The following is a 19,027-nucleotide window of genomic DNA, read 5'->3' on the forward strand; positions in this document are numbered from 1 at the left end:
CGGGAGGCTCGTGGCGGCCTGGCACCGAGCCTCCAGTCCGGTGCGGGACGCGTGAGCGGTGCCGGTTCAGCTCCCCGACGCACCGGACCGGTTCAGCTGGTCTGCGGCACGGCCGAGCAGCCAGTTCACCGCCCAGCCGACGAAACCGATCACCGGCAGGAACAGGACGGCCACGGTCCAGGCGACCTTGACGACGTCCGACCGGCGCGGATCACGCCACACCTGCACCAGCGCGACCGCGTCCAGCGCCAGGATCAGCGCCATCACCAGCAGGTGCAGTCCACTCAGGTTCTCGAGCACGTCGTCCTCCATCCGTCGCCCAACAGGTCGAGGGCAACGTTACGAAGGCGTCGACGGCATCGCGTCCCTCGCGCGAACGACATCGCCCGTCCTCCCCGGGTGATCGCGGCTGCCCTGCAGACGGCAGCCGCGACCCATCGGATTCACTCCCCACCACGAGTCTGCGTCGGCCGGTCGGCCAGGGACATCCACCGAGAGGACGAATTCCGAGCCGAGGTCAGAGACCGACGCTGCCCTGAGAGATGCCGCCGTCGATCGTCACCGTCGTGCTCGTCATGTACGCGGCCTTCCCGGACGCCAGGAAGACGACGACCTCGGCGATCTCGTGCGGTTTCGCCGGTCGTCCGAGCGGGATGGCCGCGTCGAGCTGCTCGAGCTTGTCGGGATCGGACGTCGTCGCCGTGTTGATCGGGGTGTCCACCGCACCGGGCGCGATGTTCACGATCCGGACACCGTGCGGGCCGAGCTCGACGCCACCGCTCCGCGCGAGCATGCGCATCCCGCCCTTCGACACGCAGTACGCGAGGTTGCCCGGCATCGGCCAGTCCTCGTGCACGCTGGAGATGTTCAGGACCAGACCGCCGGAGCCCTGCGCGATGAACTGCTTGGCGGCCGCCTGCGTCCCGAAGAACGCGCTCTTCATGTTGACGGCCATCACCTTGTCGTACCCCTCCTCGGTCTCCTCGAGCAGGGATTTCCGGTCCTCGATGCCCGCGTTGTTGACCAGGACGTCGAGGGCCCCGAACGAGTCGACGGCCTTCTGCACCATGTGGTGCAGATCGGCCGAGGTCGTGATGTCCGCGTCGACCCCGACCGCGTGACCGCCGGCCTGCTCGATCCGGTCGATCAGCGAGTCCGTCTCGTCCGGATGTGCGACGTAGTCGATGACGATGTTCGCGCCTTCGGCAGCGGCGGCGAGGCAGATCTGCTCGCCGATCCCGCTGTTCCCGCCGGTGACGACGATGGTCTTGCCCTCGAGCAGCATGCGGACTCCTTGTGTGGGGGATGGTGCGTCCCACGGTGCTCCGCCGCGGCTGGGGTCGCCCGCACGATCCGCTGAAGCATCCCGCAGGCAGGCGCTGCGGCGACCAGGTGACGGACGGGAGGCCCGGTGCGAGCTGGCACCGAGCCTCCCGTCCGTCAGGTGGGCGCGCCCACCGCGACGGCCCGGTTCAGAGTTCGCGCCGCCGGTACACGCGCACGGCGACCGCAGCAGACCCGACGAACAGCGCGCCCACCGCCACGAGCACGAGCGCCGCGAGCCACGGTGCCGGTGTGAGGACGTCCGCGGGGCCGATCCCGTCGAACCACCCGGTCTGCCCGACGATGAACCCGACGACCGCGATGATGCCGACCGGGATGTAGATCATCGGCCGCCCGCGGGTGAACCCCAGTGCGAAGAACCACGGCAGTTGGACGGCGAACGAGATCCCGACGCAGGCGGCAGCTCCGAGGAGCATCGTCGCGACGAGCGGCCACCCGATGTCCTGGTGGCGGACCGCCCCCATCACGAGCGTCGTCGCCGTCCCGATGCCCACCGCGACGACCGCGAACACCAGCATCGACAGGTAGCGACCGAGCACGACGGCGGTGCGGCCGATCGGTGCGATGCCGTAGAGGGTGTCGAGCCGGCCGCGCTCGTCGCCCTGGAAGGGGATCGACGCCGAGACCGCCGTGACGACGGCCCCCACGGCGATGCCCATGCCCGGGACCGGCAGGGTGACGCAGAACACGACGGTGAAGAGCAACGGCAGCAGCACGCGCAGGGGCTGCGTGCGGGCCATCGCGACGAGGTCGAACCGAGCGAAGCGGATGACGGCGGCACTCATGCGGTGATCTCCTTCCTGGTGGAACGGGTGCCTTCGGCGAGGTGCACGACCACGTCGTCGGTGGTGGCCTGGTCGATGACGACGTCCGGCCCGAACCAGGCCGTGTCGTCGGAGCGGATGAGTCCCTCCCACCGACCGCTGGCGTCGTGCCGCACGCCGATCGTCGACGGCCGTGCCACCTCGGGGAACGGACCGGCACCGCGCACGACGGCGAAGCGTTCGTGCAATTCGTCGACGGCACCCTCGTACGCGACCGTCCCACCGGCGAGCACCACGAGGTGGTCGGCGAGGTCGTCGAGCTCCTCGGTGATGTGCGTCGAGAACAGCACCGTGTGGCCGGGGTCGAGGACGAACTCCCGGATGGTGTCGGCGAGTTCGCGCCGTGCCACGGGGTCGAGGCCGCTCGACGGCTCGTCGAGCACGAGCAGCTCGGGGTCGTGCGCGAGCGCCATCGCGAGCGAGAGCTTCACCGTCTGCCCGCGCGACAGTCCGCCGACCCGGTTCCCGGCGGGGACGTCGTACCGGTCGAGCAGGTCGCGGAAGCGGCGGTCGTCCCACCGCTCGTAGAGCAGCCCGGCGTAGCGGCCGACAGCGCCCACCTTCCATTCCGGGGCCGCACTCACCTGGTCGAGCACGACGCCGATCCGCTCGCGGACCGCGGCGTCCTGCGGGCTGCCTGTACCGAAGAGCCCGACGGAGCCGGAGTCCGTGCCGACCAGGCCGAGGATGCTCTTGACGAGGGTCGTCTTCCCGGCGCCGTTCGGCCCGACCAGCCCGGTCACGAGCCCGGCCGGGACCGTGACGTCGACGTCGTGCAGGGCGAACGTCCCCTGTCGTCTGTGGAGGGAACGGACCGCGATCGCGGTGTCGGTCAGTGTCGGTTCCATGCGTCTTCGACCTTCCGTCGGATGTCGTCGATGGTCATGCGTGCTGCGCGGGCCGCCTGGACGAGTTCGTCGGTCGCGCCGTCGACCCGTGCGGCCAGAGCGGACCCCGCGGCCCCGGCGTCCACGGCTCGGACCACGAAGCCGCGGCCGTGCTCGTTCCGGACGAGCCCCTCGGCCACGAGGTCGTTGTAGGCGCGCGTCACGGTGATGACGCTGACCCGCAGTTCGAGGGCGAGCTGGCGGAGCGACGGCAGGAGCGCACCCTCGGCGAGCTCCCCGGCGTGCACCGCGTTGCGGACCTGGGTCTTGATCTGTTCGTACATCGGCACCGAACTGGTGCTCGAGAGGATGATCCGCAAGCCGTACTCCAACTGTTTATGTACAGCAGAACAGTACGCAACCAGCAACGGCCAGTCAAGAGGAGCACGATGATGTCGTGACCGATGCGACGACGACGGTGTTCGGGCGAGACGTACGGACTTGGTCGACCCGACCGGGCGAACGGCTCGCCCGCGCGCACCGGAAGGTCGCACAACGGGTCGGCGGGCGCGCGGCGTCCACGCTCGGGCTCGTCGCCGGAGGCGTCGTCGTCGCGATGAGCACCGCCGCCGCGATCGCCGTCTACGACGACGTGACCGGTCGGTCAGGGGTGCAGCGACTCGACGGTCCGGCGCTCCGACTCGCGAAGCGCCTCCGCTCACCGTCGGTCAACACCGCCGCCGGCTCGATCGCGTACGGGTTCGGACCGGTCGGCATGCCACTGCTCACGCTCGGGACCGGCGCCGTGTTGGCGCTGCGGTCCCGTACAGCCACACCGCTCGCGTTCGTCGCGGCTGCCGGCGGTGGCTCCCTGACGATGACGCTGCTCGGGAAGCGGATCGTCCACCGCAACCGGCCGCCCCGTCGTGAAGCGGCGCCGCCGTACGAACACTCGCCGTCGTTCCCGTCCGGACACACCATCAACGCGGCCTCGGTGGGCGCGGTCGTCGCGTACCTGCTCATGCTGCAGCAGCGGCGGCGAGGGAACGAGGTCGCCCTCGCCACCGCCGCCGGAACGACCATCGCCGCAGTGGGAGCGTCCCGGGTCCTGCTCGGCGCGCACTGGTTCACCGACGTCGTGATGGGGTGGACCACCGGGCTCGGCTGGGCGACCGCGGTCATCACCGCGCACCGACTCCACCTGTCGCTCTCCGAGGACCAGGCGGGCGACGCGGGCCAGGCCGACTGAACGGACGACGGGAGGCGCGGTGCCAGCTGGCACCGCGCCTCCCGTCCTGTGTCGTGACCGGATCAGACCGCCGCGGTCGCCTCGTCACGGTGCGGCAGCTTCCAGCCCGGCCGCACGAAGTGGCAGGTGTAGCCGGCCGGGTACTTCTCGAGGTAGTCCTGGTGCTCCTCCTCGGCCTCCCAGAATGCTCCGGCGGGCTCCACCTCGGTGACGACCCGGCCTGGCCAGATCCCCGAGGCGTCGACGTCCGCGATCGTGTCGCGTGCGACCCGCTCCTGCTCGGGCGACGTGAAGAAGATCGCCGAACGGTAGCTGCGCCCGACGTCGTTGCCCTGGCGGTCCTTCGTCGACGGGTCGTGGATCTGGAAGAAGAACTCGAGCAGGTCGCGGTACGAGATCACGGACGGGTCGAACACGATCTCGACCGACTCAGCATGGTCGCCGTGGTTCCGGTAGGTCGCGTTCGGGGTGTCGCCACCCGAGTAGCCGACGCGGGTGCTGACGACGCCGGGTCGACGACGGAGGAGCTGCTGCGCTCCCCAGAAGCAGCCGCCGGCGAGGATGGCGGTTTCGGTGGTGGTCATGCTGGCCTCCTTCAGTCGTGCCACTGGTTCGGGCACTGCTCGATGCAACACGGGACGGGCGTTCCCTGTTCCCGTCGTCCGGGGCAGAGTCGGATCATGTCATCCTCCCGCCGGCTGCTGCACGCCCCTCGTGGGGTGTCGCTGACCGTCGCGCCGGGAACGACTGCGACCGGATCGTCACTGGTGCTCCTGCACGGATCGGACGGCCACGAGACCGACCTCCTGCCGCTCGCCGATCGCGTCGCGCCCGGCAGCGCGACGATCGCACTCCGTGGCGCCGCGACGACCCCGCTCGGCCACGCGTTCTTCGACCGGCGAGGAGACCGGACGATCGACGAAGCGCTGGTCCACGACCGCATCGATCCGGTCGTCGACGCGATCGAGTTCGCGGGGTCCCTGGTCGGAGGTGATCGACGAAGGTTAGTCATCGGCTTCTCGAACGGAGCGGTGATGGCAGCAGCCCTGGTCGAGACCCGGCCGGACCTGTTCGCCGCAGCGGTCCTCATCCGCCCGGCAGCGCCGTTCCGCTCGGGACCGGTCCCGGTGCGCCTCTCGATGCCGATCCTGGTGCTCGATGCCCGCCACGATGCGCGTCGGGTGCCGGAGGACGGGATCGAAGTGGCGAGCAGGCTCCTGGACGCGGGCGCCACCGTCCAGCACACGACACTCGACGTCGGCCACGGCATCACGCCTGCCGACGAGGACGTGGTGCGTACCTGGCTCACCCGGCTGAAGCGGGTGGCCGGAGCGCAGCCGTGACCGCTCGTCACGCGTTCCGACCGCCGGACGGGAGGCACGGGTCGGGCCCGCACCGAGCCTCCAGTCCGGCAGATGGCGGTGCCTTCACCGCCGGTCCCGTCGACGGATCAGGCGCGGCTGGCGCGTCGGCGGTGACGGGCGACCACGGTGAGTGCGGTGCCGGCGGCGAGCAGCGCTCCCGCGATCCCGAGGGGGACGGTGGGGTCGCTGCCGGTGTAGGCGAGCTCACGGCCCCCTCCGTTGCCGGCGCGGACGGCAGCCGCGGTCGGCGTGGACTGTGCGGGCGTCGGCGCGGCCGCCGACGGCGTGGGGGTCGCGGCGGCGCTCGGTTGCACGGTGATGGTGACCGTCTGCGTGTCGTTCGGCGCTGTCCCGTTGGACGCGGTGATCGTCACCGTCGAGGTTCCCGGCGTCGTCGGTGTCCCGCTGATGACGCCGGTCGTGCTGTCGATCGTGAGCCCCGCTGGCAGCCCGGCCGCTGTGTACGTCGGGGTCGGGGTGCCCGTCGCGGTCACGGTGTACGAGTAGGGCGTCCCGGCGGTGGCCGGAGTGGGTGCTCCGGAGGAGATCACCGGCGCGGTCGTCTCCGAGGGAGTTCCCGGGGTGGGGCAGCCGCTCGAGGCGGTGATCGTGTTCGTGTCGAGCGTCACCGCACCGGTGCGGGCGAGCAGGCGTCCGGCGACGGTGGCGCCGGTGGTCGCGGTCACGGACTGCTGGGCGAGGACGGTGCCCTGGAACTGTGCGCCGCTGCCGAGGGTCGCGGAGCTGCCCACCTGCCAGAACACGTTGCACGCGTTCGCGCCGCCCGTGATGGTGATGCGGCTCCCGGATCCGATCGTCAGCGTCGACGCGGCTTGGAAGACCCACACCGAGTCCGCACTGCCGGCCAGGGTGAGTGCGCCGGTGTCCGCGAGCTGCAGCGCTCCACCGGAGTACACGCCGGGGGAGAGCGACAACCCGGCGAGCTCGGTGATGCCGGTCCGGGTCGGGGTGAGCGACGCAGCCACGTCGTACGCCGTCGTCGTGTCCCGCTGTGCCTGCGCAGCTGCTGCGTCGGTCTGGTGCACCGTGCCGTTCACGACGCCGTTCGGTGCGGTGCCGAACCCGGTGATCGACGTCCCGGGGGAGACCCCGAGGTCACCGTTGACGACGGAGGGGCCGGTGTTGGTGACGGCGCTGGCGCCGAGGACGCCGTACGTCGACGCGGTGCCGAGGCCCACTGGACCGTCGATCACCGTGGCTGCCGATGCGGACGACGGAGCGGTCACCGCCAGGCACGCGGCGAGACCGAGGCCCGTGAGGACGAGGAGAACCGGTTGGAAGGAACGGGACGTTGCCATGGGAGGCCTCTGTCTGAGCGGGAGAGGCACAAGGTGAACGTCGACGACGCGAACATGATCTCCGGTCTCCGCAGTATGCGCGTCATCCGCGCCGAACGGTGGGGATACCTCCATCGCAGGCGAACGGTCAGGAACGTTCGGTCCGGAACGTCGGGCCCGGCCGTGCCAGACGGGAGGTTCGGTACCCGATTCCGTACCTCCCGTCTGTCACTCGCCCGCTCGGCCATCGGCCGCGTGCGCTCCACCAGACCCGAATCCGGTGGAGGTCTCAGTGCCGGTACAGCGTGTCTCGCGTCACGATGGCGAAGTCCCGCAGGAGGTCGGTCTCCACGGTGTCCTCCCGGCGTGGCGCCGAGTCGAACACGCAGACCGCGCCGATGCGCGTTCCGTCGAGGTCCTCGAGCGGGTGGCCCCCGTAGAAGCGGATGGGTCCCCGTCGCACGACCGGCGGGCGATCGGGATCCCACGCGTCACCGACGACCATCGGTCCGGAACGCAGCACCGTCGAGCGGCAGAACGAGTCCTGCAGCGCCGCGGTGCCTCGTGGCAGCCACAGGCTCGCCGCGGACCACTGCCGTCCCGCGGGCAGCAACGTGATGGCGGCTCCTTCCGTCTCGAAGAGCACCGCCATCTGCTGCACGATCCGGTCGAGCGCAGCGTCCGCTGGTGCGTCCACGATGCCGAGGCGACGGATCGCGTCGTAGCGGTGCTCGAACGGCTGCGGCTTCGAACGGAGCCACTGCGGACTGCCGGCACGGGCACGTTGTTGCTCGAGCAGGAGGTGCGTCACCTCCAGGAACAGCGCAGGGGCCGTCGCGTCCGGTGCGGTGTCGAGCACGACCAGGTCGTGCCGTGCCTGTTGCAGCGCGGTCACGAGGCCGGTCTGGTCCCCCTTGTGCGCGAGCGCGACCACGATCTCCGCGGTCGGTGCCAGATGCGGGCGCAGTTGGTCGACCAGGACGAGGGCTTGTCGGGCAGCACCGACCACCGCGGTGTTCGTCGTGCGGCTGTGGACGACGCTGCCAGACAGGCAGACCACCACGACGTCGTAGTTGTCGAGGTGCATCCCGACGCCCGCCGAGAGCAGCGTCTCCCCGGTCCAGCTCGACCAGGGCACCGCGGTGACGTCGGCACCCCGTCCTGTCCGTGCGCCGAGCGCGTTCGCCGTCCTCAGGGCGGCGTCGTGCAGCGAGTCCTCGGCGGCGAGGACCGCATCGCCGAAGACGAGGATCCGGTCGCGGTCCAGGCCGCTCGCGGACGCGGTCACGACACGCGGCGGCTGGGCGCGACTGCGGCGCTGCGGGGTGCCCGTCATCGTCATGGTCGACCTTCCTCTCCGAGGGAGCTGCGCTTCGATGGAAGTCGACGGTAGGCAGCCCGATGACCTCGGACCATCCGTTGCGCGCAGGATCACTGTCAGCGAGCGCGGGATCGTGGCCGATCGGCACGAGCGCCGCCGGTAGAGTCGCCGAATGGCCAGGCCCGCGTCGGAGATGTTCGCCACGCATCGCGTCGCCGACAGCACGACCGCCGACGAGGCCGCGGCCGTGCTCAGCGACGTGTTCCTCCCGGTGCGGGTCGCCCCGTCCGTGTCGTCCCCTGACCTTCGGATGCAGCTGAACGCGGTCGTCGCTGGGCGGATCACCTTCGGGTACATGCGCTTCCGTGAGGCCGTCCACATCCGCACCGCGGAACCCACCGACTACCACCTCGACATCCCGATCCAGTCCGAGATGACCATGCGCGCTGCCCGGGGGACGCACGTCCGAGGAACGGATCAGATCGCGGGGCTCTTCATGCCTGGCCGTTCCGTGGAGCTCGACTGCGGCGACTGGTTCGCGCAGGTCGCCGTCATGATCCCGGAGCGCGACCTCGAGACCGAGCTGCAGCTCCTCCTGGACACGCCCGTCTCAGCGCCGCTCGAGTTCGACGGCGTGTTCGACCTCACGACCGACGGTGGTAGGGCGGTGTCGCAGGCCGTCCGGCTCGTCGACCACGGCTCACGGCAGACGGCCGGTCTCCTTGCGCACCCACTCGCCGTGCGGGGCCTCGAGCAGGTGTTCATGCACAGTCTCCTGCTCGGGCAACCGCACAACCACTCGGTCGCACTCGCCACCCCGAGAGGCAGCTCCGGGGCTCGATCGGTGTCCCGCGCTGTCGAGATGCTCCGTCACGATCCGGCGCGTGCGTGGACCGTGGGGGAACTCGCCTCCGCCGTCTCGACGAGTGTTCGCAGTCTCCAGGAGGGCTTCCGTCGGACGCTCGACACGACGCCCATGGCCTACCTGCGTCGGCTCCGGTTGGAGCTGGCGCGTGAGGACCTCATCGCCGCCGGTCCGGGCGTCTCCGTGTCCGACGTCGCCGCCCGCTGGGGTTTCCTGCACGTCAGTCGTTTCGCCGCGGAGTACTCCGCACGCTTCGCCGAACTGCCGTCTGCGACCCTGCGGGGAGCACCGAGAACGGGTCGCTAGTGGACCGTTCGGCGCGCCTGCTGGACTCGGTACGCGCGCGACGCAGACCGCCGACGGAGTCGAGCCGTCGGTCATCGAGGACGATGCTCACGGGCGGGCGTCCACTGCCGTCATCTGCTCGGAGATGGACCAGAGGCGTGCCGCGGTCTCCGGGTCCTGCGCCTGCTTCGACCGGCCGATGACCTCGGCGCCGCCGCGCATGTGCATCATGCGCTGCGGTCCGACGAAGGTCCCGCCGGGCAGGTCGGCGGTCGCGGCCAGGAGGGACGGCAGCGCACCGTCCTCCGGCTCCTGCCCGAGGATCGGGACGAGACGGTCCCACAGGTTGGGGCGCTGTCCGGCCGGTCGCTGGTAGATGGCCGTCTTCACCAGGCCGGGGTGGGCCGCGAACGCGCGCACGTGCGAACCCGAGGTCAGGAGGCGCCGGTCGAGTTCGGAGGTGAACAGCAGGTTGGCGAGCTTGGAATCGGCGTACGCGCGGCCGGCGTTGTAGGTGCGCCGGTACCAGTCGAGGTCGGTGAGGTCGAGCCGGGCCATGCGCTCCGCTTGGGAGGCGACGGTGACGACCCGGTCGGTGATCCGCGGCAGGAGCAGCGTCGTCAGCAGGAAGTGCCCGAGGTGGTTCGTCCCGAACTGGAGTTCGTGCCCGTCCGCCGTTCGCTGCAGGTCCTTGGACTCGACCCCGGCGTTGTTGACGAGGATCGCGACGGGCTCGTCGACGCCGCCCGCGAAGGCCTCGACCGTCTCGAGCCGGGCGAGGTCGAGGTGACGAACCCGGTGGGTTCCGCGTGTGCCGGGGAGGTCGGATGCGACCGCGCGCCCCTTCTCCTCGTTGCGGACCGCGAGGATGACGCGCGCTCCTGACTCGGCCAACGCGACGGCCGTCGCTCGGCCGATGCCGCTCGTGCCGCCGGTGATGATCACGGTCTCGTCGGTCGGTGCGCGACCGGTCCTGATGTCGTCCATGTCGCCAATGTAGACAGTGACCACTTTGTTGTCAACGCCTACACTGGGGTCATGAGTGGGCAAGCACGTCCGTACCATCACGGGTCACTCCGACAGGAGCTCGTGCGGGAAGGCCGTGCGCTCCTCATCGAAGAAGGGGAACAAGCCGTGACGGTCCGGGAGCTCGCGCGCCGCGTCGGCGTCAGTCACGGGGCACCGTTACGGCACTTCCGCGACCGCAGCGCCGTCCTCGACGCGATCGCCGCAGACGGCTTCGACGAGCTGCGCGGTCACCTGGAAGTCGCTCGCGGCACCGGGGACCTCGAAGCTCGTCTCACCGAGTACGTCCGGGCACACGTCCGGTTCGCCCAGCAGAACGGCCCCCTCGTCCAGCTGATGTTCACGTCGACCGACGACGGCTCACGCACCGAACGCGACCCGGAGTCGCAGTCCGCGGCGGAGCGGTTCTTCGCATTGGGCGCCGAACTGCTCGGTGAGCGCGACCCGGGGTCGATGGGCCCGGTTCCCTTCCTGCTCGCGGCGACGACCGAGGGCATCAGCGCACTGGCAGCAGCCGGCCGGATCCCGCCGGAGCGTGTGGACGAGGTCGTCGTCACGGCCGTGCGGATGCTCCTCCCGCAGATCGAGGAGCAACTCGGCGGCGCCACCACGGCGTGACGAGCGCCCGGTTCGCCGGGATCCCGTCGCGCCGCCAGCAGCGACTCAGACGCGGCCGAGCACCGCCGCGTTGAGGATGGTGCCGCCGAGCATCCAGCCGCCGTCGGCGACGTCGTCGAGGATCACGAGCGTCGTCGGGCGCGCTCGCTCGCCGTACACGTCGACGATGGCTTCCGTGACCGCGTCCTGCAGCTTCTTCTTCGACTCGGCGGTCAGGGTGTCAGCGGGGACCTTGATGTTGGCGAAGGGCATGGTGTTCCTCTCGGTTGGGGTGTCCCGGACGGTCCGGGGGTCAGATTGCGGTGTTCGAGGACAGGAGGTCCTCGATGCCGACGCGGCGGGAGAACTCGGCTCGGATGCGGTCCGCGACCGCATAGCCGGACATCAGACCATCCCGCCGTTCGCACGGATCGTCTGGCCGTTGATCCAGTGACCGTCGGGCCCGGCGAGGAACGCGACGACACCGGCGATGTCCTCCGGCGTGCCGAGGCGCTCGAGGGGCGGGACCTTCGCGAGCGTGTCGATCTGTTCCTGCGTCTTGCCGTCGAGGAAGAGCTCGGTCGCCGTCGGCCCCGGCGCGACCACGTTCGCGGTGACGTCCCGGCCGCGGAGTTCCTTCGCCAGGATCATCGTCATGCCCTCGACGGCGCTCTTGCTCGCGGCGTACGCCCCGTAGGCCGGGAACTGCGTCCCGACGACCGAGGTCGACATGGACACGAACGCACCACCGGACCGCAGACGACGGGCGGCCTGCTGCGCGACGACGAAGGTGCCGCGGATGTTCGTGCGGTGCAGTGCGTCGAGGACATCGAGGTCCTGGTCGGCGATCGTCGACAGTGCGAGCCGTCCAGCGGAGTGGACGACGACGTCGATGCCGCCGTGGTCGGCCTCGATCCGGTCGAACATCGCGGCGACGGCGTGCTCGTCGGCCACATCGGCCTGCACGGCGACGGCGCGACCGCCAGCGGCTTCGATCTCCTCGACGGTGGCGGCGGCCGCCGCTGATCCGCTGGCGTGGTTCACGACGACGGTGAAGCCGTCCGCCGCCAACCGGGTCGCGACCGCGCGGCCGATGCCGCGGGAGCCTCCCGTGACCACGGCGACGCGTTGTGGAGTGCTGCGCATTCCGCTTCCTTTCAATGATATGCGCTCTCAATTTCAGCGCTAGCGGCAGAGTAGCACGGTTACGATCACTGATAGCAGATGCGCTACGATCGCCCCATGGCCCGGTCCGACGAAGCACTCCGGAGCGCCCTGCTCCACGCGGCGGAGGAGCAGCTCAACGCAGCTCCCGACGGTGACATCGCCACCCGTGCCGTCTGCGAAGCGGTCGGCGTGACCCAACCCGTCCTCTACCGCCTCTTCGGTGACAAGCGTGGGCTGCTCGACGCCCTCGCCGACGCGGGACTGCAGCGGTACGCGGCTCGGAAGGCCGAGCTCGAGGTGTCCGACGACCCGTCAGCGGACCTGCGCCGCGGCTGGGACGACCACCTCGCATTCGCACGCGAGCACGCTGCGCTCTACCGACTGATGTTCGCTCCCCGGCCGTGGGCGAGCAGCTCGGCACGCGACGGCGTGACGGCGCTGCTCGAACGGACGCTGACCCGCTGCGCGGCCGCCGGCATGCTCCGTGTCGACGTCGGAGTCGCGGCGACGATGCTGCTCGCCGCGAACGTCGGACTCGCGCTCGACCGGATGGACACGAAGGGCCGTGACGACTCCGACGACGTCGCCGACGCACTCCGGAACGCGGTCCTCGATGCGGTGCTCGTGGGCTCGTCCAGCGGGGACCACCACGACGTCGACGCGGCCTCCCGACGTCAGCTCCGCGCGCGGCTCGAAGCAGGCGGATCGACCGCCCTGCTCCCGGAGGAATCCGCGCTCATGCGGCTGTGGCTCGACCGACTCGATTCCGAGGCAGTCCCCCGATGATCTCCACCTTCCTCGTCGAACACGCACCGCTCGTCCGCCCGGCGTTCTGGGTGGCGATCGCCGTCGCGGCCGCGCTCGCATGGTTCCTCCACCGCCTGCGGCTCCACGGCGTGCTGCTGGGACTGTCCGGGGCGTCGCTCGTCGCGGTGCTCGTGCTGACCCTGCTGCCCGACGGTGCCCGGTCGGGAGGCATCACCTGCACCGTGCAGTTCTCCGCGCCGTTCCAGGGCATCGACACGCTCGCCAACGTCGCGATGCTGCTGCCGCTCGTGCTCTTCCTCGGAACGGCGACGAACCGCCCCCTCGTCGTCCTCGCCGGTGCGCTCGCGCTCTCCGCCTCGATCGAGGTCGTGCAGGCGCTCGCGCCGGTGCTCGGTCGTCGCTGCGACACGAACGACTGGTTCATGAACGCCGTCGGAGCACTCCTCGCCGCCCTCGTCGCCCTCGTCATCTGCGGGACCGATCGACGTCGCAGGACCGCGAGGTCCGCGCTCGGCAGCTGACCAGGGCGCCGCGACGGCCGAGTGGCTACGGCAGGAGCGCGCGGAGCCGCTCGGCGTCGACGGACCCCGCGTCCGCGTGGTGGACCACGAGCGCCAGACCGTCCGTGCCGCTGACCTCCAGACGGTCGCGGTTCAGGGTGAGCGGCCCGACGAGCGGGTGCACGATCCGCACCGTTCCGCTGCTCTGCCCCTGCACCTCGTGCCGCGCCCACAGTTCCCGGAACCGCGGGTTCCCGGCGAGCGCCGTGATCAGCTCCTCGAAGCGCCGATCCCCGTCGTTGCCGATGACCTGCCGCAGGCTCCCGACGAGGCACTCGGTCACGCTCGTCCAGTCCGGGTACATCGCCTGCTCGGATGGGTCCTCGAACAGGGCGAGCAACTGGTTGCCGCCGACGTCGAACCCGGTCGAGAGCGCCCGCGCCCACTCGTTCGACGCGATGACGTCGAAGTGCCGGTCCTCGATGAACGCCGGCTGGTCGATCGAGTCGAGGAGCTTCCGGACGCTGTCCGGCACCTCGGTCGCTCCCTGCCGCGGACGACGGTGCGTCGGGTCGTCGCCGCCGAGGCCGAGCAGGTGCGCACGGTGGTCGTCGTCGAGCCGGAGGACGCGGGCCAGGGAGTCGAGCACCTGCACGGACGGGTTCCGGTCGCGTCCCTTCTCGAGCCGCAGGTAGTAGTCGGCACTGATGCCGGCGAGCATCGCCACTTCCTCGCGACGGAGGCCGGGTACCCGCCGGACACCGATCACGGAGATGCCGGCGACCTCCGGCGTGACGAGCTCTCGACGGGCCCGGAGGTACTCCCCGAGGGGGTTGCTCCGCCCTGCAGGAGGGCGCTGGTCGAGCGGGGGCCCCGCGGGACCCCCGGGACGAGAGGGCTCTGGGAGCAGGACGTCAGCGCGCATACCGTCGACAACGGCCGACCCCGGCACAGCATTTCGAGAGGACCCACGCATGACCGTCACCCTGATCACCGGCGCCAACAAGGGCATCGGCTTCGCGACCGCCCGCCAGCTCACCGACCTGGGGCAGACCGTCTACATCGGCGCACGCGATGCCGAACGCGGTGCCAGGGCGGCCGAGTCGATCGGAGCGCGGTCGGTGCAGCTCGACGTGACCGACGACGACTCGGTCCGCGCCGCCCTCGCCACGATCGACGCCGCCGAAGGTCGCCTCGACGTGCTCGTCCACAACGCGGGCGTGCTCGACACCACGATCGACGGCCCGACCGCCCTCCGCACCTTCGACACGAACGCCGTCGGGATCGTCCGGGTCACCGAGGCCGCGCTCCCGCTCCTGCAGCGCTCCGACGACCCGAACGTCGTCACGGTGTCGAGCAGCCTCGGCTCGTTCTGGGCGGTGACCAACCCGGAGCGCGTCGAGTCGACCCTGCCGTTGCCGCTGTACTCCGCGTCGAAGGCTGCGGCCACGATGCTGACCGTCCAGTACGCGAAGGCACACCCCGCGATCCGGTTCAACGCCGTCGAGCCGGGCCCGACCGCGACGGACATGACCGCGGGGTTCGGCATCGGCCGACCGGTCGAGGAGAGCGCACGGGTCGTCGTCCGCCTCGCGACGCTCGGCGCGGACGGCCCGACGGGCACCCTCCAGGACGAAGGCGGCCCACTCGCCTGGTGACGGACCGACGGGACCATCATCGGACTGGAGGCACGGTGCGGGCCCGCACCGAGCCTCCAGTCCGGTGGGCACTCGCGACCGTCAGCTCGCGGCGACCACCGAGTAGGCGGTGTCCCGCCCCGCCTCGTGCTCGGTGAGGCGCGCCTGGAGCGCCCCTCGGACGTCCTCGTAGGTGTCCGAGCCGAGCGGCAACCGGAGCACCCTCGAGCCGGAGTCCACGTGCGCGACGATCGCGGCGGCGATCTTGTCCGGGTCGTTCGGCAGCGGGAACCCGCCGTCCGCCAGCGCGCGCCGGACGTCACCGGCAGGGGTCGCGTCGTACGCCTCCATGACGGGCGCACGGTCCAGCCCGCTCCCGAAGCCGGTCGGCGTCGCGCCGGGCTCGACGATGGTCACGGTGATGCCGAACGGGGCCACCTCGGCGGCGAGCGTCTGCGCGAAGCCCTCGATGCCCCACTTCGACGCGTGGTAGTAGCTGAAGTTCGGGTACGTGGTCTGCCCACCGGCGGTCGAGACCTGCACGACGTGCCCAGAGCCCTGCGCCCGGAGATGGGAGAGCGCCGCGCGGACGACCCGGATCGAACCGAGCAGGTTCGTGTCGACGACGCGCTCGATCTGCTCGTCCGACGCCTCCTCCACCGAAGCGAAGACGCCGTAGCCGGCGTTGTTCACGACGACGTCGATCGTGCCGAGCTCGGCGAACGCGCGGTCGACGACCTCGCGGACCTCGTCGGGATCCGTGACGTCCAACCGCGCGACCCAGAGGCGGTCGCCGAAACGCTCGCGGAGGTCGTCGAGCGCTCCGGGCCGGCGGAGCGTCGCCGCGACGCGGTCGCCGCGGGCGAGGAGCTGTTCGGTGAGGAGCCGACCGAAGCCGGTCGACGTGCCGGTGATGAACCAGGTGGTCATGGTGTCCTTCCACGCCGGGAGTCTCTCGGCGACATGAGCACGGTAGGAGTTCGAGTCGACTCGAGGTCAAGTGCTTATGCTCGGGACATGACGACGACCCAGGAGCGCACCTTCACCATCGGCGAGGTCGGCGAGCGGACGGGGCTCACCACCCACACCCTCCGCTTCTACGAGAAGGAGGGGCTCTTCCCCATGCCGGTGCGCCGCGACTCGGCCGGCCGCCGTGTGTTCTCGGTCGAGGACGTCGAATGGCTGCGGGTCTGCACGAAACTGCGGTCGTCCGGCATGCCCCTGCCGTCGATCCGGGCCTACGTGGAGCTCGTCGTCGCGGGACCCGGGAACGAGCACGAACGGCTCGCGGTCCTCCAGGAGCACGAGGAGAACGTCCGGCGGCAGGTGGCCGACCTGCAGGACGCGCTCGCGGTCATCCACCACAAGGTGGACCTGTACGAGCGGCGGCTCTCCGAGGGCACGGCGGACGGACTGTGGCGGAACGGGCCGGAGTGCGACTGAGGCGCAGGCCGATCGGTCGGTCTCCCCGATGGTGCCCGCGGCGGGTCAGGACTCCGGCATCCCCGGGGAGCCGTCGGGAGCCACCCACACGAGAGTGGACGTCACGACCCGACCGCTCGCGAGGGCGTTGCGCAAGGACCGTGTGTTGCCTGCGTTGATGTGTCCCCACAGCACGTCGGAACCGCCATCCGGCAGCCGGTCCGCCAGGCAGTGCAGCACCACGGGACCGTAACCGCGGCCCCGGTGGGCGTCGTCCAGGACGATCTCCTCGACGCTGTACCCGGTGAAGCCGCGGGCGTCCTCGCGGGAAGCGGCGACGACCCCGGCGACCCGGCCCTCGATCACCACGTCGAACAGCAGGCCTTCCTCCTCAGCGTCTTGGAGCGTGGCGACGTCGGATGGTGTCGCCCATTGATCGAGTCGTGGCTCGTGCACCCGGACATCGTCGTACATCGACCGGACCCGGGCCGCGGCGGACTCGGCGGAGGTCGCGCGGAGTTCGACGGACCCGGAGACCGGCTGGCGCGCCCGGATCGCGGCCAGCGGAGCGGCGACGACGAGTTGGTCGGGACGGGCGGCGAACGCGGACGACACCGGCGCCTGGTCTCCGCGTGCATCGCCCGGCAGCGCCACGCGGAAGCAGAGGGGTGCGAACTCGGCGTGGGCATCGAGGGTCGCTCCGAGCTCGGCGAGACCCGACGCATCGGGAGCGACGCTGGTGGCGATGACGTCGACGAACGGCTTCGCGAGGTCGCGTCCGCGGAACCGGATCCCCGTGACCGCCCAGCCGCCGGAGGGGAGCTCGACGACGCGGTTCGCCCAGCGCAACGGGTCCTGGACCGGTAGGCCCACGGCGTCCCGCACCGCGGCTCCCCAGCTCGCGTCACCGACGAGTGCCAGCTCCGGCTCCGCCCAGCGGAAGAGCAACTCGCGCCAGTCCGCGTCCCACCCTCGGACGGTGCTCGACGACCACGACTCGACGGCAGCGCGGAACTCCGGTTCGTCCATCCGGCCAGGCTACGGCGGTGGACGGAACTGCGGCAAGGTACCGGGCGACCGCCGGACTGGAGGCTCGTGGCGGCCTGGCACCGAGCCTCCAGTCCGGCGGATCGTCCAACGCTCGTCGGTGTCCTCTCGGGTCGCACCGACGACGCCGTTTGCCCAGCGGAACAGCAATCCGCGCCAGTTCGCGTCCCAGCCTCGGACGGCGCTCGGTCACACGGAACTGCGACCGTCGAGTCAAACCGGAGATCGCGGGCGTGCACCTCGTCCTCTACCGGCCCCGATCGGCCGCTGCGCCCCGGCGCCGCCTGACCGCATCGGACGCGGCGACCGCGGCGGCGAGCACGGCCCCGTCGTGCGTGAGTTCGAGAACGGGGCCGTCGAGGATCAGGGCCGCTGGTCCGTTGCTGCGTGGCAGACTCCAGCGGCTGCTGCCGACGTCGAGGGCGAACTCGTCCTGGTGAACTTGCAGCGTCCAGACGACACCGGTCTCGGTGTGGCCTTCGAGTACCTCACCGGTGCGCGGTGACCAACGGATGACGCAGGCACCTTCGATTCGGTCGTCGATGTCGACGGAACGGAGGTGACGTGTGGCGTCGCCGTGCAGCGTCAGCCGCAGCGTTCCGTCGACGACCGACAGCACCCACGGAAGGCTGTGCGCACCCGCCCAGGTCCGATCAGGGTCGACGACGTCGCGGAGCCAGAAGGTGATGCACGGACGTCCGCTGGCATCGTGGTACACCGTGGGGGCGTACGGGCTCGCGCCGTAGGCCAGATCGCCCCACCGTTCGACGTCGAACCGGCCCGCGCTCCACCGTCCGAGCGCGTACACGGTGCCGTACCCGGTGTCGGCAGCCCACACACTGAAGACGAGCACGTCGTGTCCGTCAACAGAGATCAGTTGCGGGCACTCCCACAGCTCACCGGTCCAGATGGGCAGCTGTGCCAGTGAGGACCGCGATGCGGCCACGCCATCGAAGTGCCACGCCCTCAGATCGCTGGACGAGTACGAGAGCAGCCCGGCGACGCCATCGGCCATCGCTCCACCGACGAGCATCCGCCACACGCCGTCATCGTCGAACACGAACGGGTCCCGGAACGCGGTCAATCCGAGCCCTTCGGGGGCGTCGACGACGACCGGACCCTTCTGCCAGGACCGGAGCTCCTGGTCGGCCGCGGTCGCCACCCGGATCCGACCCACCTGTGTCTCCGGGCTCACGACGGCGGTGTAGAACGCGCGTGCTCGATCGTCTGCGGTGACGATGCTCCCGGTCCAGATGCCGTCGTCGCCGTCACCCGGTTCGAGTGCGCTCCCGAGCAGCGTCAGGGACAGCACATCCGGCCCGACCGCGTGCCCCCAATGGATGCCGGTCTCCCACTCGGTGCTGCCGGGGACGTACTGGAAGAACACGTGGTACTCGCCGTCGATGACGACGAAGCCGTGCGGGTCGTTGATCCACCCGTCGGCCGTGAAGTGCGCGTCTGGTCGCATCTCGAGGTCCCTTCCGAT

Annotated in this window: 23 protein-coding genes; 8 read left to right on the plus strand and 15 right to left on the minus strand. The window is 70.8% G+C overall.

Annotated features, from left to right (window positions below; all coding sequences use genetic code 11):
- Window positions 1–66: 66 nt before the first annotated feature.
- The 5 genes from QK288_RS02485 to QK288_RS02505 form a co-directional block, all read right to left on the minus strand.
- Window positions 67–300 (minus strand): PLDc N-terminal domain-containing protein, encoded by a 234-nt coding sequence (locus QK288_RS02485; protein WP_281266242.1) that lies wholly within the window; start codon window positions 298–300, stop codon window positions 67–69.
- Window positions 301–517: 217 nt separating this feature from the next.
- Window positions 518–1,285: a glucose 1-dehydrogenase gene (locus QK288_RS02490; protein ID WP_281266243.1), complete on the minus strand. Its 768-nt coding sequence runs from the start codon at window positions 1,283–1,285 to the stop codon at window positions 518–520.
- Window positions 1,286–1,472: 187 nt separating this feature from the next.
- Window positions 1,473–2,129 carry an ABC-2 transporter permease gene (locus tag QK288_RS02495; RefSeq protein ID WP_281266244.1) on the minus strand — a complete coding sequence of 219 codons (657 nt, stop codon included), beginning with the start codon at window positions 2,127–2,129 and terminating at the stop codon, window positions 1,473–1,475.
- Window positions 2,126–3,016, minus strand: a complete 891-nt coding sequence (locus QK288_RS02500) for an ABC transporter ATP-binding protein (protein ID WP_281266245.1) — start codon at window positions 3,014–3,016, stop codon at window positions 2,126–2,128. Before QK288_RS02500 ends, QK288_RS02495 begins: the two co-directional genes overlap by 4 nt.
- Window positions 3,001–3,375 carry a GntR family transcriptional regulator gene (locus QK288_RS02505; protein WP_281266246.1) on the minus strand — a complete coding sequence of 125 codons (375 nt, stop codon included), beginning with the start codon at window positions 3,373–3,375 and terminating at the stop codon, window positions 3,001–3,003. Before QK288_RS02505 ends, QK288_RS02500 begins: the two co-directional genes overlap by 16 nt.
- Window positions 3,376–3,452: 77 nt before the next feature.
- Here QK288_RS02505 and QK288_RS02510 point away from each other — a divergent pair, with 77 nt between their 5' ends.
- Window positions 3,453–4,244, plus strand: a complete 792-nt coding sequence (locus QK288_RS02510; RefSeq protein WP_281266247.1) for a phosphatase PAP2 family protein — start codon at window positions 3,453–3,455, stop codon at window positions 4,242–4,244.
- A gap of 62 nt (window positions 4,245–4,306) precedes the next feature.
- Here the strand turns inward: QK288_RS02510 and msrA are convergent, their stop codons facing one another.
- A complete protein-coding gene (msrA, locus tag QK288_RS02515) occupies window positions 4,307–4,828 on the minus strand; it encodes a peptide-methionine (S)-S-oxide reductase MsrA (RefSeq protein WP_281266248.1) in 522 nt (173 codons plus the stop codon).
- 96 nt (window positions 4,829–4,924) lie between these two features.
- Here msrA and QK288_RS02520 point away from each other — a divergent pair, with 96 nt between their 5' ends.
- Complete coding sequence (locus QK288_RS02520; RefSeq protein ID WP_281266249.1) at window positions 4,925–5,587, plus strand: hypothetical protein; 663 nt, start codon at window positions 4,925–4,927, stop codon at window positions 5,585–5,587.
- A gap of 107 nt (window positions 5,588–5,694) precedes the next feature.
- On the opposite strand, the gene QK288_RS02525 is transcribed toward QK288_RS02520, so the two are convergent.
- Window positions 5,695–6,927: an ice-binding family protein gene (locus QK288_RS02525; protein ID WP_281266250.1), complete on the minus strand. Its 1,233-nt coding sequence runs from the start codon at window positions 6,925–6,927 to the stop codon at window positions 5,695–5,697.
- Window positions 6,928–7,195: 268 nt separating this feature from the next.
- Window positions 7,196–8,248, minus strand: coding sequence for a GAF domain-containing protein (locus QK288_RS02530; RefSeq protein WP_281266251.1), 1,053 nt, complete (start codon window positions 8,246–8,248; stop codon window positions 7,196–7,198).
- 151 nt (window positions 8,249–8,399) lie between these two features.
- On the opposite strand from QK288_RS02530, the gene QK288_RS02535 reads away from it, so the two are divergent.
- Window positions 8,400–9,398, plus strand: a complete 999-nt coding sequence (locus QK288_RS02535) for a helix-turn-helix domain-containing protein (protein WP_281266252.1) — start codon at window positions 8,400–8,402, stop codon at window positions 9,396–9,398.
- Window positions 9,399–9,485: 87 nt separating this feature from the next.
- Here the strand turns inward: QK288_RS02535 and QK288_RS02540 are convergent, their stop codons facing one another.
- Complete coding sequence (locus QK288_RS02540) at window positions 9,486–10,364, minus strand: SDR family NAD(P)-dependent oxidoreductase (protein ID WP_281266253.1); 879 nt, start codon at window positions 10,362–10,364, stop codon at window positions 9,486–9,488.
- A gap of 51 nt (window positions 10,365–10,415) precedes the next feature.
- Between QK288_RS02540 and QK288_RS02545 the strand changes: the two genes are divergently transcribed.
- Window positions 10,416–11,021: a TetR/AcrR family transcriptional regulator gene (locus QK288_RS02545; protein ID WP_281266254.1), complete on the plus strand. Its 606-nt coding sequence runs from the start codon at window positions 10,416–10,418 to the stop codon at window positions 11,019–11,021.
- Between the two features lie 45 nt (window positions 11,022–11,066).
- Here the strand turns inward: QK288_RS02545 and QK288_RS02550 are convergent, their stop codons facing one another.
- Window positions 11,067–11,273: a tautomerase family protein gene (locus QK288_RS02550; protein WP_281266255.1), complete on the minus strand. Its 207-nt coding sequence runs from the start codon at window positions 11,271–11,273 to the stop codon at window positions 11,067–11,069.
- Between the two features lie 132 nt (window positions 11,274–11,405).
- Complete coding sequence (locus tag QK288_RS02555; protein ID WP_281266256.1) at window positions 11,406–12,146, minus strand: SDR family oxidoreductase; 741 nt, start codon at window positions 12,144–12,146, stop codon at window positions 11,406–11,408.
- A gap of 96 nt (window positions 12,147–12,242) precedes the next feature.
- Here QK288_RS02555 and QK288_RS02560 point away from each other — a divergent pair, with 96 nt between their 5' ends.
- Complete coding sequence (locus tag QK288_RS02560) at window positions 12,243–12,953, plus strand: TetR/AcrR family transcriptional regulator (RefSeq protein WP_281266257.1); 711 nt, start codon at window positions 12,243–12,245, stop codon at window positions 12,951–12,953.
- Window positions 12,950–13,456 carry a VanZ family protein gene (locus tag QK288_RS02565; protein WP_281266258.1) on the plus strand — a complete coding sequence of 169 codons (507 nt, stop codon included), beginning with the start codon at window positions 12,950–12,952 and terminating at the stop codon, window positions 13,454–13,456. The genes QK288_RS02560 and QK288_RS02565 overlap by 4 nt, the downstream gene beginning before the upstream one ends.
- A 25-nt stretch (window positions 13,457–13,481) precedes the next feature.
- On the opposite strand, the gene QK288_RS02570 is transcribed toward QK288_RS02565, so the two are convergent.
- Window positions 13,482–14,360 (minus strand): helix-turn-helix transcriptional regulator, encoded by an 879-nt coding sequence (locus QK288_RS02570; RefSeq protein ID WP_281266259.1) that lies wholly within the window; start codon window positions 14,358–14,360, stop codon window positions 13,482–13,484.
- Between the two features lie 49 nt (window positions 14,361–14,409).
- Between QK288_RS02570 and QK288_RS02575 the strand changes: the two genes are divergently transcribed.
- Complete coding sequence (locus tag QK288_RS02575) at window positions 14,410–15,093, plus strand: SDR family NAD(P)-dependent oxidoreductase (protein ID WP_281266260.1); 684 nt, start codon at window positions 14,410–14,412, stop codon at window positions 15,091–15,093.
- Window positions 15,094–15,174: 81 nt separating this feature from the next.
- Here the strand turns inward: QK288_RS02575 and QK288_RS02580 are convergent, their stop codons facing one another.
- Window positions 15,175–16,002 carry an SDR family oxidoreductase gene (locus QK288_RS02580; protein ID WP_281266261.1) on the minus strand — a complete coding sequence of 276 codons (828 nt, stop codon included), beginning with the start codon at window positions 16,000–16,002 and terminating at the stop codon, window positions 15,175–15,177.
- A gap of 87 nt (window positions 16,003–16,089) precedes the next feature.
- Here QK288_RS02580 and QK288_RS02585 point away from each other — a divergent pair, with 87 nt between their 5' ends.
- A complete protein-coding gene (locus QK288_RS02585; protein WP_281266262.1) occupies window positions 16,090–16,515 on the plus strand; it encodes a MerR family transcriptional regulator in 426 nt (141 codons plus the stop codon).
- A 45-nt stretch (window positions 16,516–16,560) separates the two neighbouring features.
- Here the strand turns inward: QK288_RS02585 and QK288_RS02590 are convergent, their stop codons facing one another.
- The gene (locus tag QK288_RS02590) at window positions 16,561–17,523 is read right to left on the minus strand and encodes a GNAT family N-acetyltransferase (RefSeq protein WP_281266263.1); all 963 of its coding nucleotides are present in this window, start codon (window positions 17,521–17,523) and stop codon (window positions 16,561–16,563) included.
- Window positions 17,524–17,788: 265 nt separating this feature from the next.
- Window positions 17,789–19,009: a glycoside hydrolase family 32 protein gene (locus QK288_RS02595; protein WP_281266264.1), complete on the minus strand. Its 1,221-nt coding sequence runs from the start codon at window positions 19,007–19,009 to the stop codon at window positions 17,789–17,791.
- Window positions 19,010–19,027 lie beyond the last annotated feature (18 nt).

The organism is Curtobacterium sp. 9128, from assembly GCF_900086645.1.
Lineage (GTDB): Bacteria > Actinomycetota > Actinomycetes > Actinomycetales > Microbacteriaceae > Curtobacterium.

Coding starts and splice junctions, on each gene's coding strand:
- QK288_RS02490 (WP_281266243.1), bottom strand. CDS start 1,285: ATGCTGCTCGAGGGCAAGACCATCGTCGTCACCGGCGGGAACAGCGGG.
- QK288_RS02495 (WP_281266244.1), bottom strand. CDS start 2,129: ATGAGTGCCGCCGTCATCCGCTTCGCTCGGTTCGACCTCGTCGCGATG.
- QK288_RS02500 (WP_281266245.1), bottom strand. CDS start 3,016: ATGGAACCGACACTGACCGACACCGCGATCGCGGTCCGTTCCCTCCAC.
- msrA (WP_281266248.1), bottom strand. CDS start 4,828: ATGACCACCACCGAAACCGCCATCCTCGCCGGCGGCTGCTTCTGGGGA.
- QK288_RS02520 (WP_281266249.1), top strand. CDS start 4,925: ATGTCATCCTCCCGCCGGCTGCTGCACGCCCCTCGTGGGGTGTCGCTG.
- QK288_RS02525 (WP_281266250.1), bottom strand. CDS start 6,927: ATGGCAACGTCCCGTTCCTTCCAACCGGTTCTCCTCGTCCTCACGGGC.
- QK288_RS02530 (WP_281266251.1), bottom strand. CDS start 8,248: ATGACGATGACGGGCACCCCGCAGCGCCGCAGTCGCGCCCAGCCGCCG.
- QK288_RS02535 (WP_281266252.1), top strand. CDS start 8,400: ATGGCCAGGCCCGCGTCGGAGATGTTCGCCACGCATCGCGTCGCCGAC.
- QK288_RS02540 (WP_281266253.1), bottom strand. CDS start 10,364: ATGGACGACATCAGGACCGGTCGCGCACCGACCGACGAGACCGTGATC.
- QK288_RS02545 (WP_281266254.1), top strand. CDS start 10,416: ATGAGTGGGCAAGCACGTCCGTACCATCACGGGTCACTCCGACAGGAG.
- QK288_RS02550 (WP_281266255.1), bottom strand. CDS start 11,273: ATGCCCTTCGCCAACATCAAGGTCCCCGCTGACACCCTGACCGCCGAG.
- QK288_RS02555 (WP_281266256.1), bottom strand. CDS start 12,146: ATGCGCAGCACTCCACAACGCGTCGCCGTGGTCACGGGAGGCTCCCGC.
- QK288_RS02560 (WP_281266257.1), top strand. CDS start 12,243: ATGGCCCGGTCCGACGAAGCACTCCGGAGCGCCCTGCTCCACGCGGCG.
- QK288_RS02565 (WP_281266258.1), top strand. CDS start 12,950: ATGATCTCCACCTTCCTCGTCGAACACGCACCGCTCGTCCGCCCGGCG.
- QK288_RS02570 (WP_281266259.1), bottom strand. CDS start 14,360: ATGCGCGCTGACGTCCTGCTCCCAGAGCCCTCTCGTCCCGGGGGTCCC.
- QK288_RS02575 (WP_281266260.1), top strand. CDS start 14,410: ATGACCGTCACCCTGATCACCGGCGCCAACAAGGGCATCGGCTTCGCG.
- QK288_RS02580 (WP_281266261.1), bottom strand. CDS start 16,002: ATGACCACCTGGTTCATCACCGGCACGTCGACCGGCTTCGGTCGGCTC.
- QK288_RS02585 (WP_281266262.1), top strand. CDS start 16,090: ATGACGACGACCCAGGAGCGCACCTTCACCATCGGCGAGGTCGGCGAG.
- QK288_RS02590 (WP_281266263.1), bottom strand. CDS start 17,523: ATGGACGAACCGGAGTTCCGCGCTGCCGTCGAGTCGTGGTCGTCGAGC.
- QK288_RS02595 (WP_281266264.1), bottom strand. CDS start 19,009: ATGCGACCAGACGCGCACTTCACGGCCGACGGGTGGATCAACGACCCG.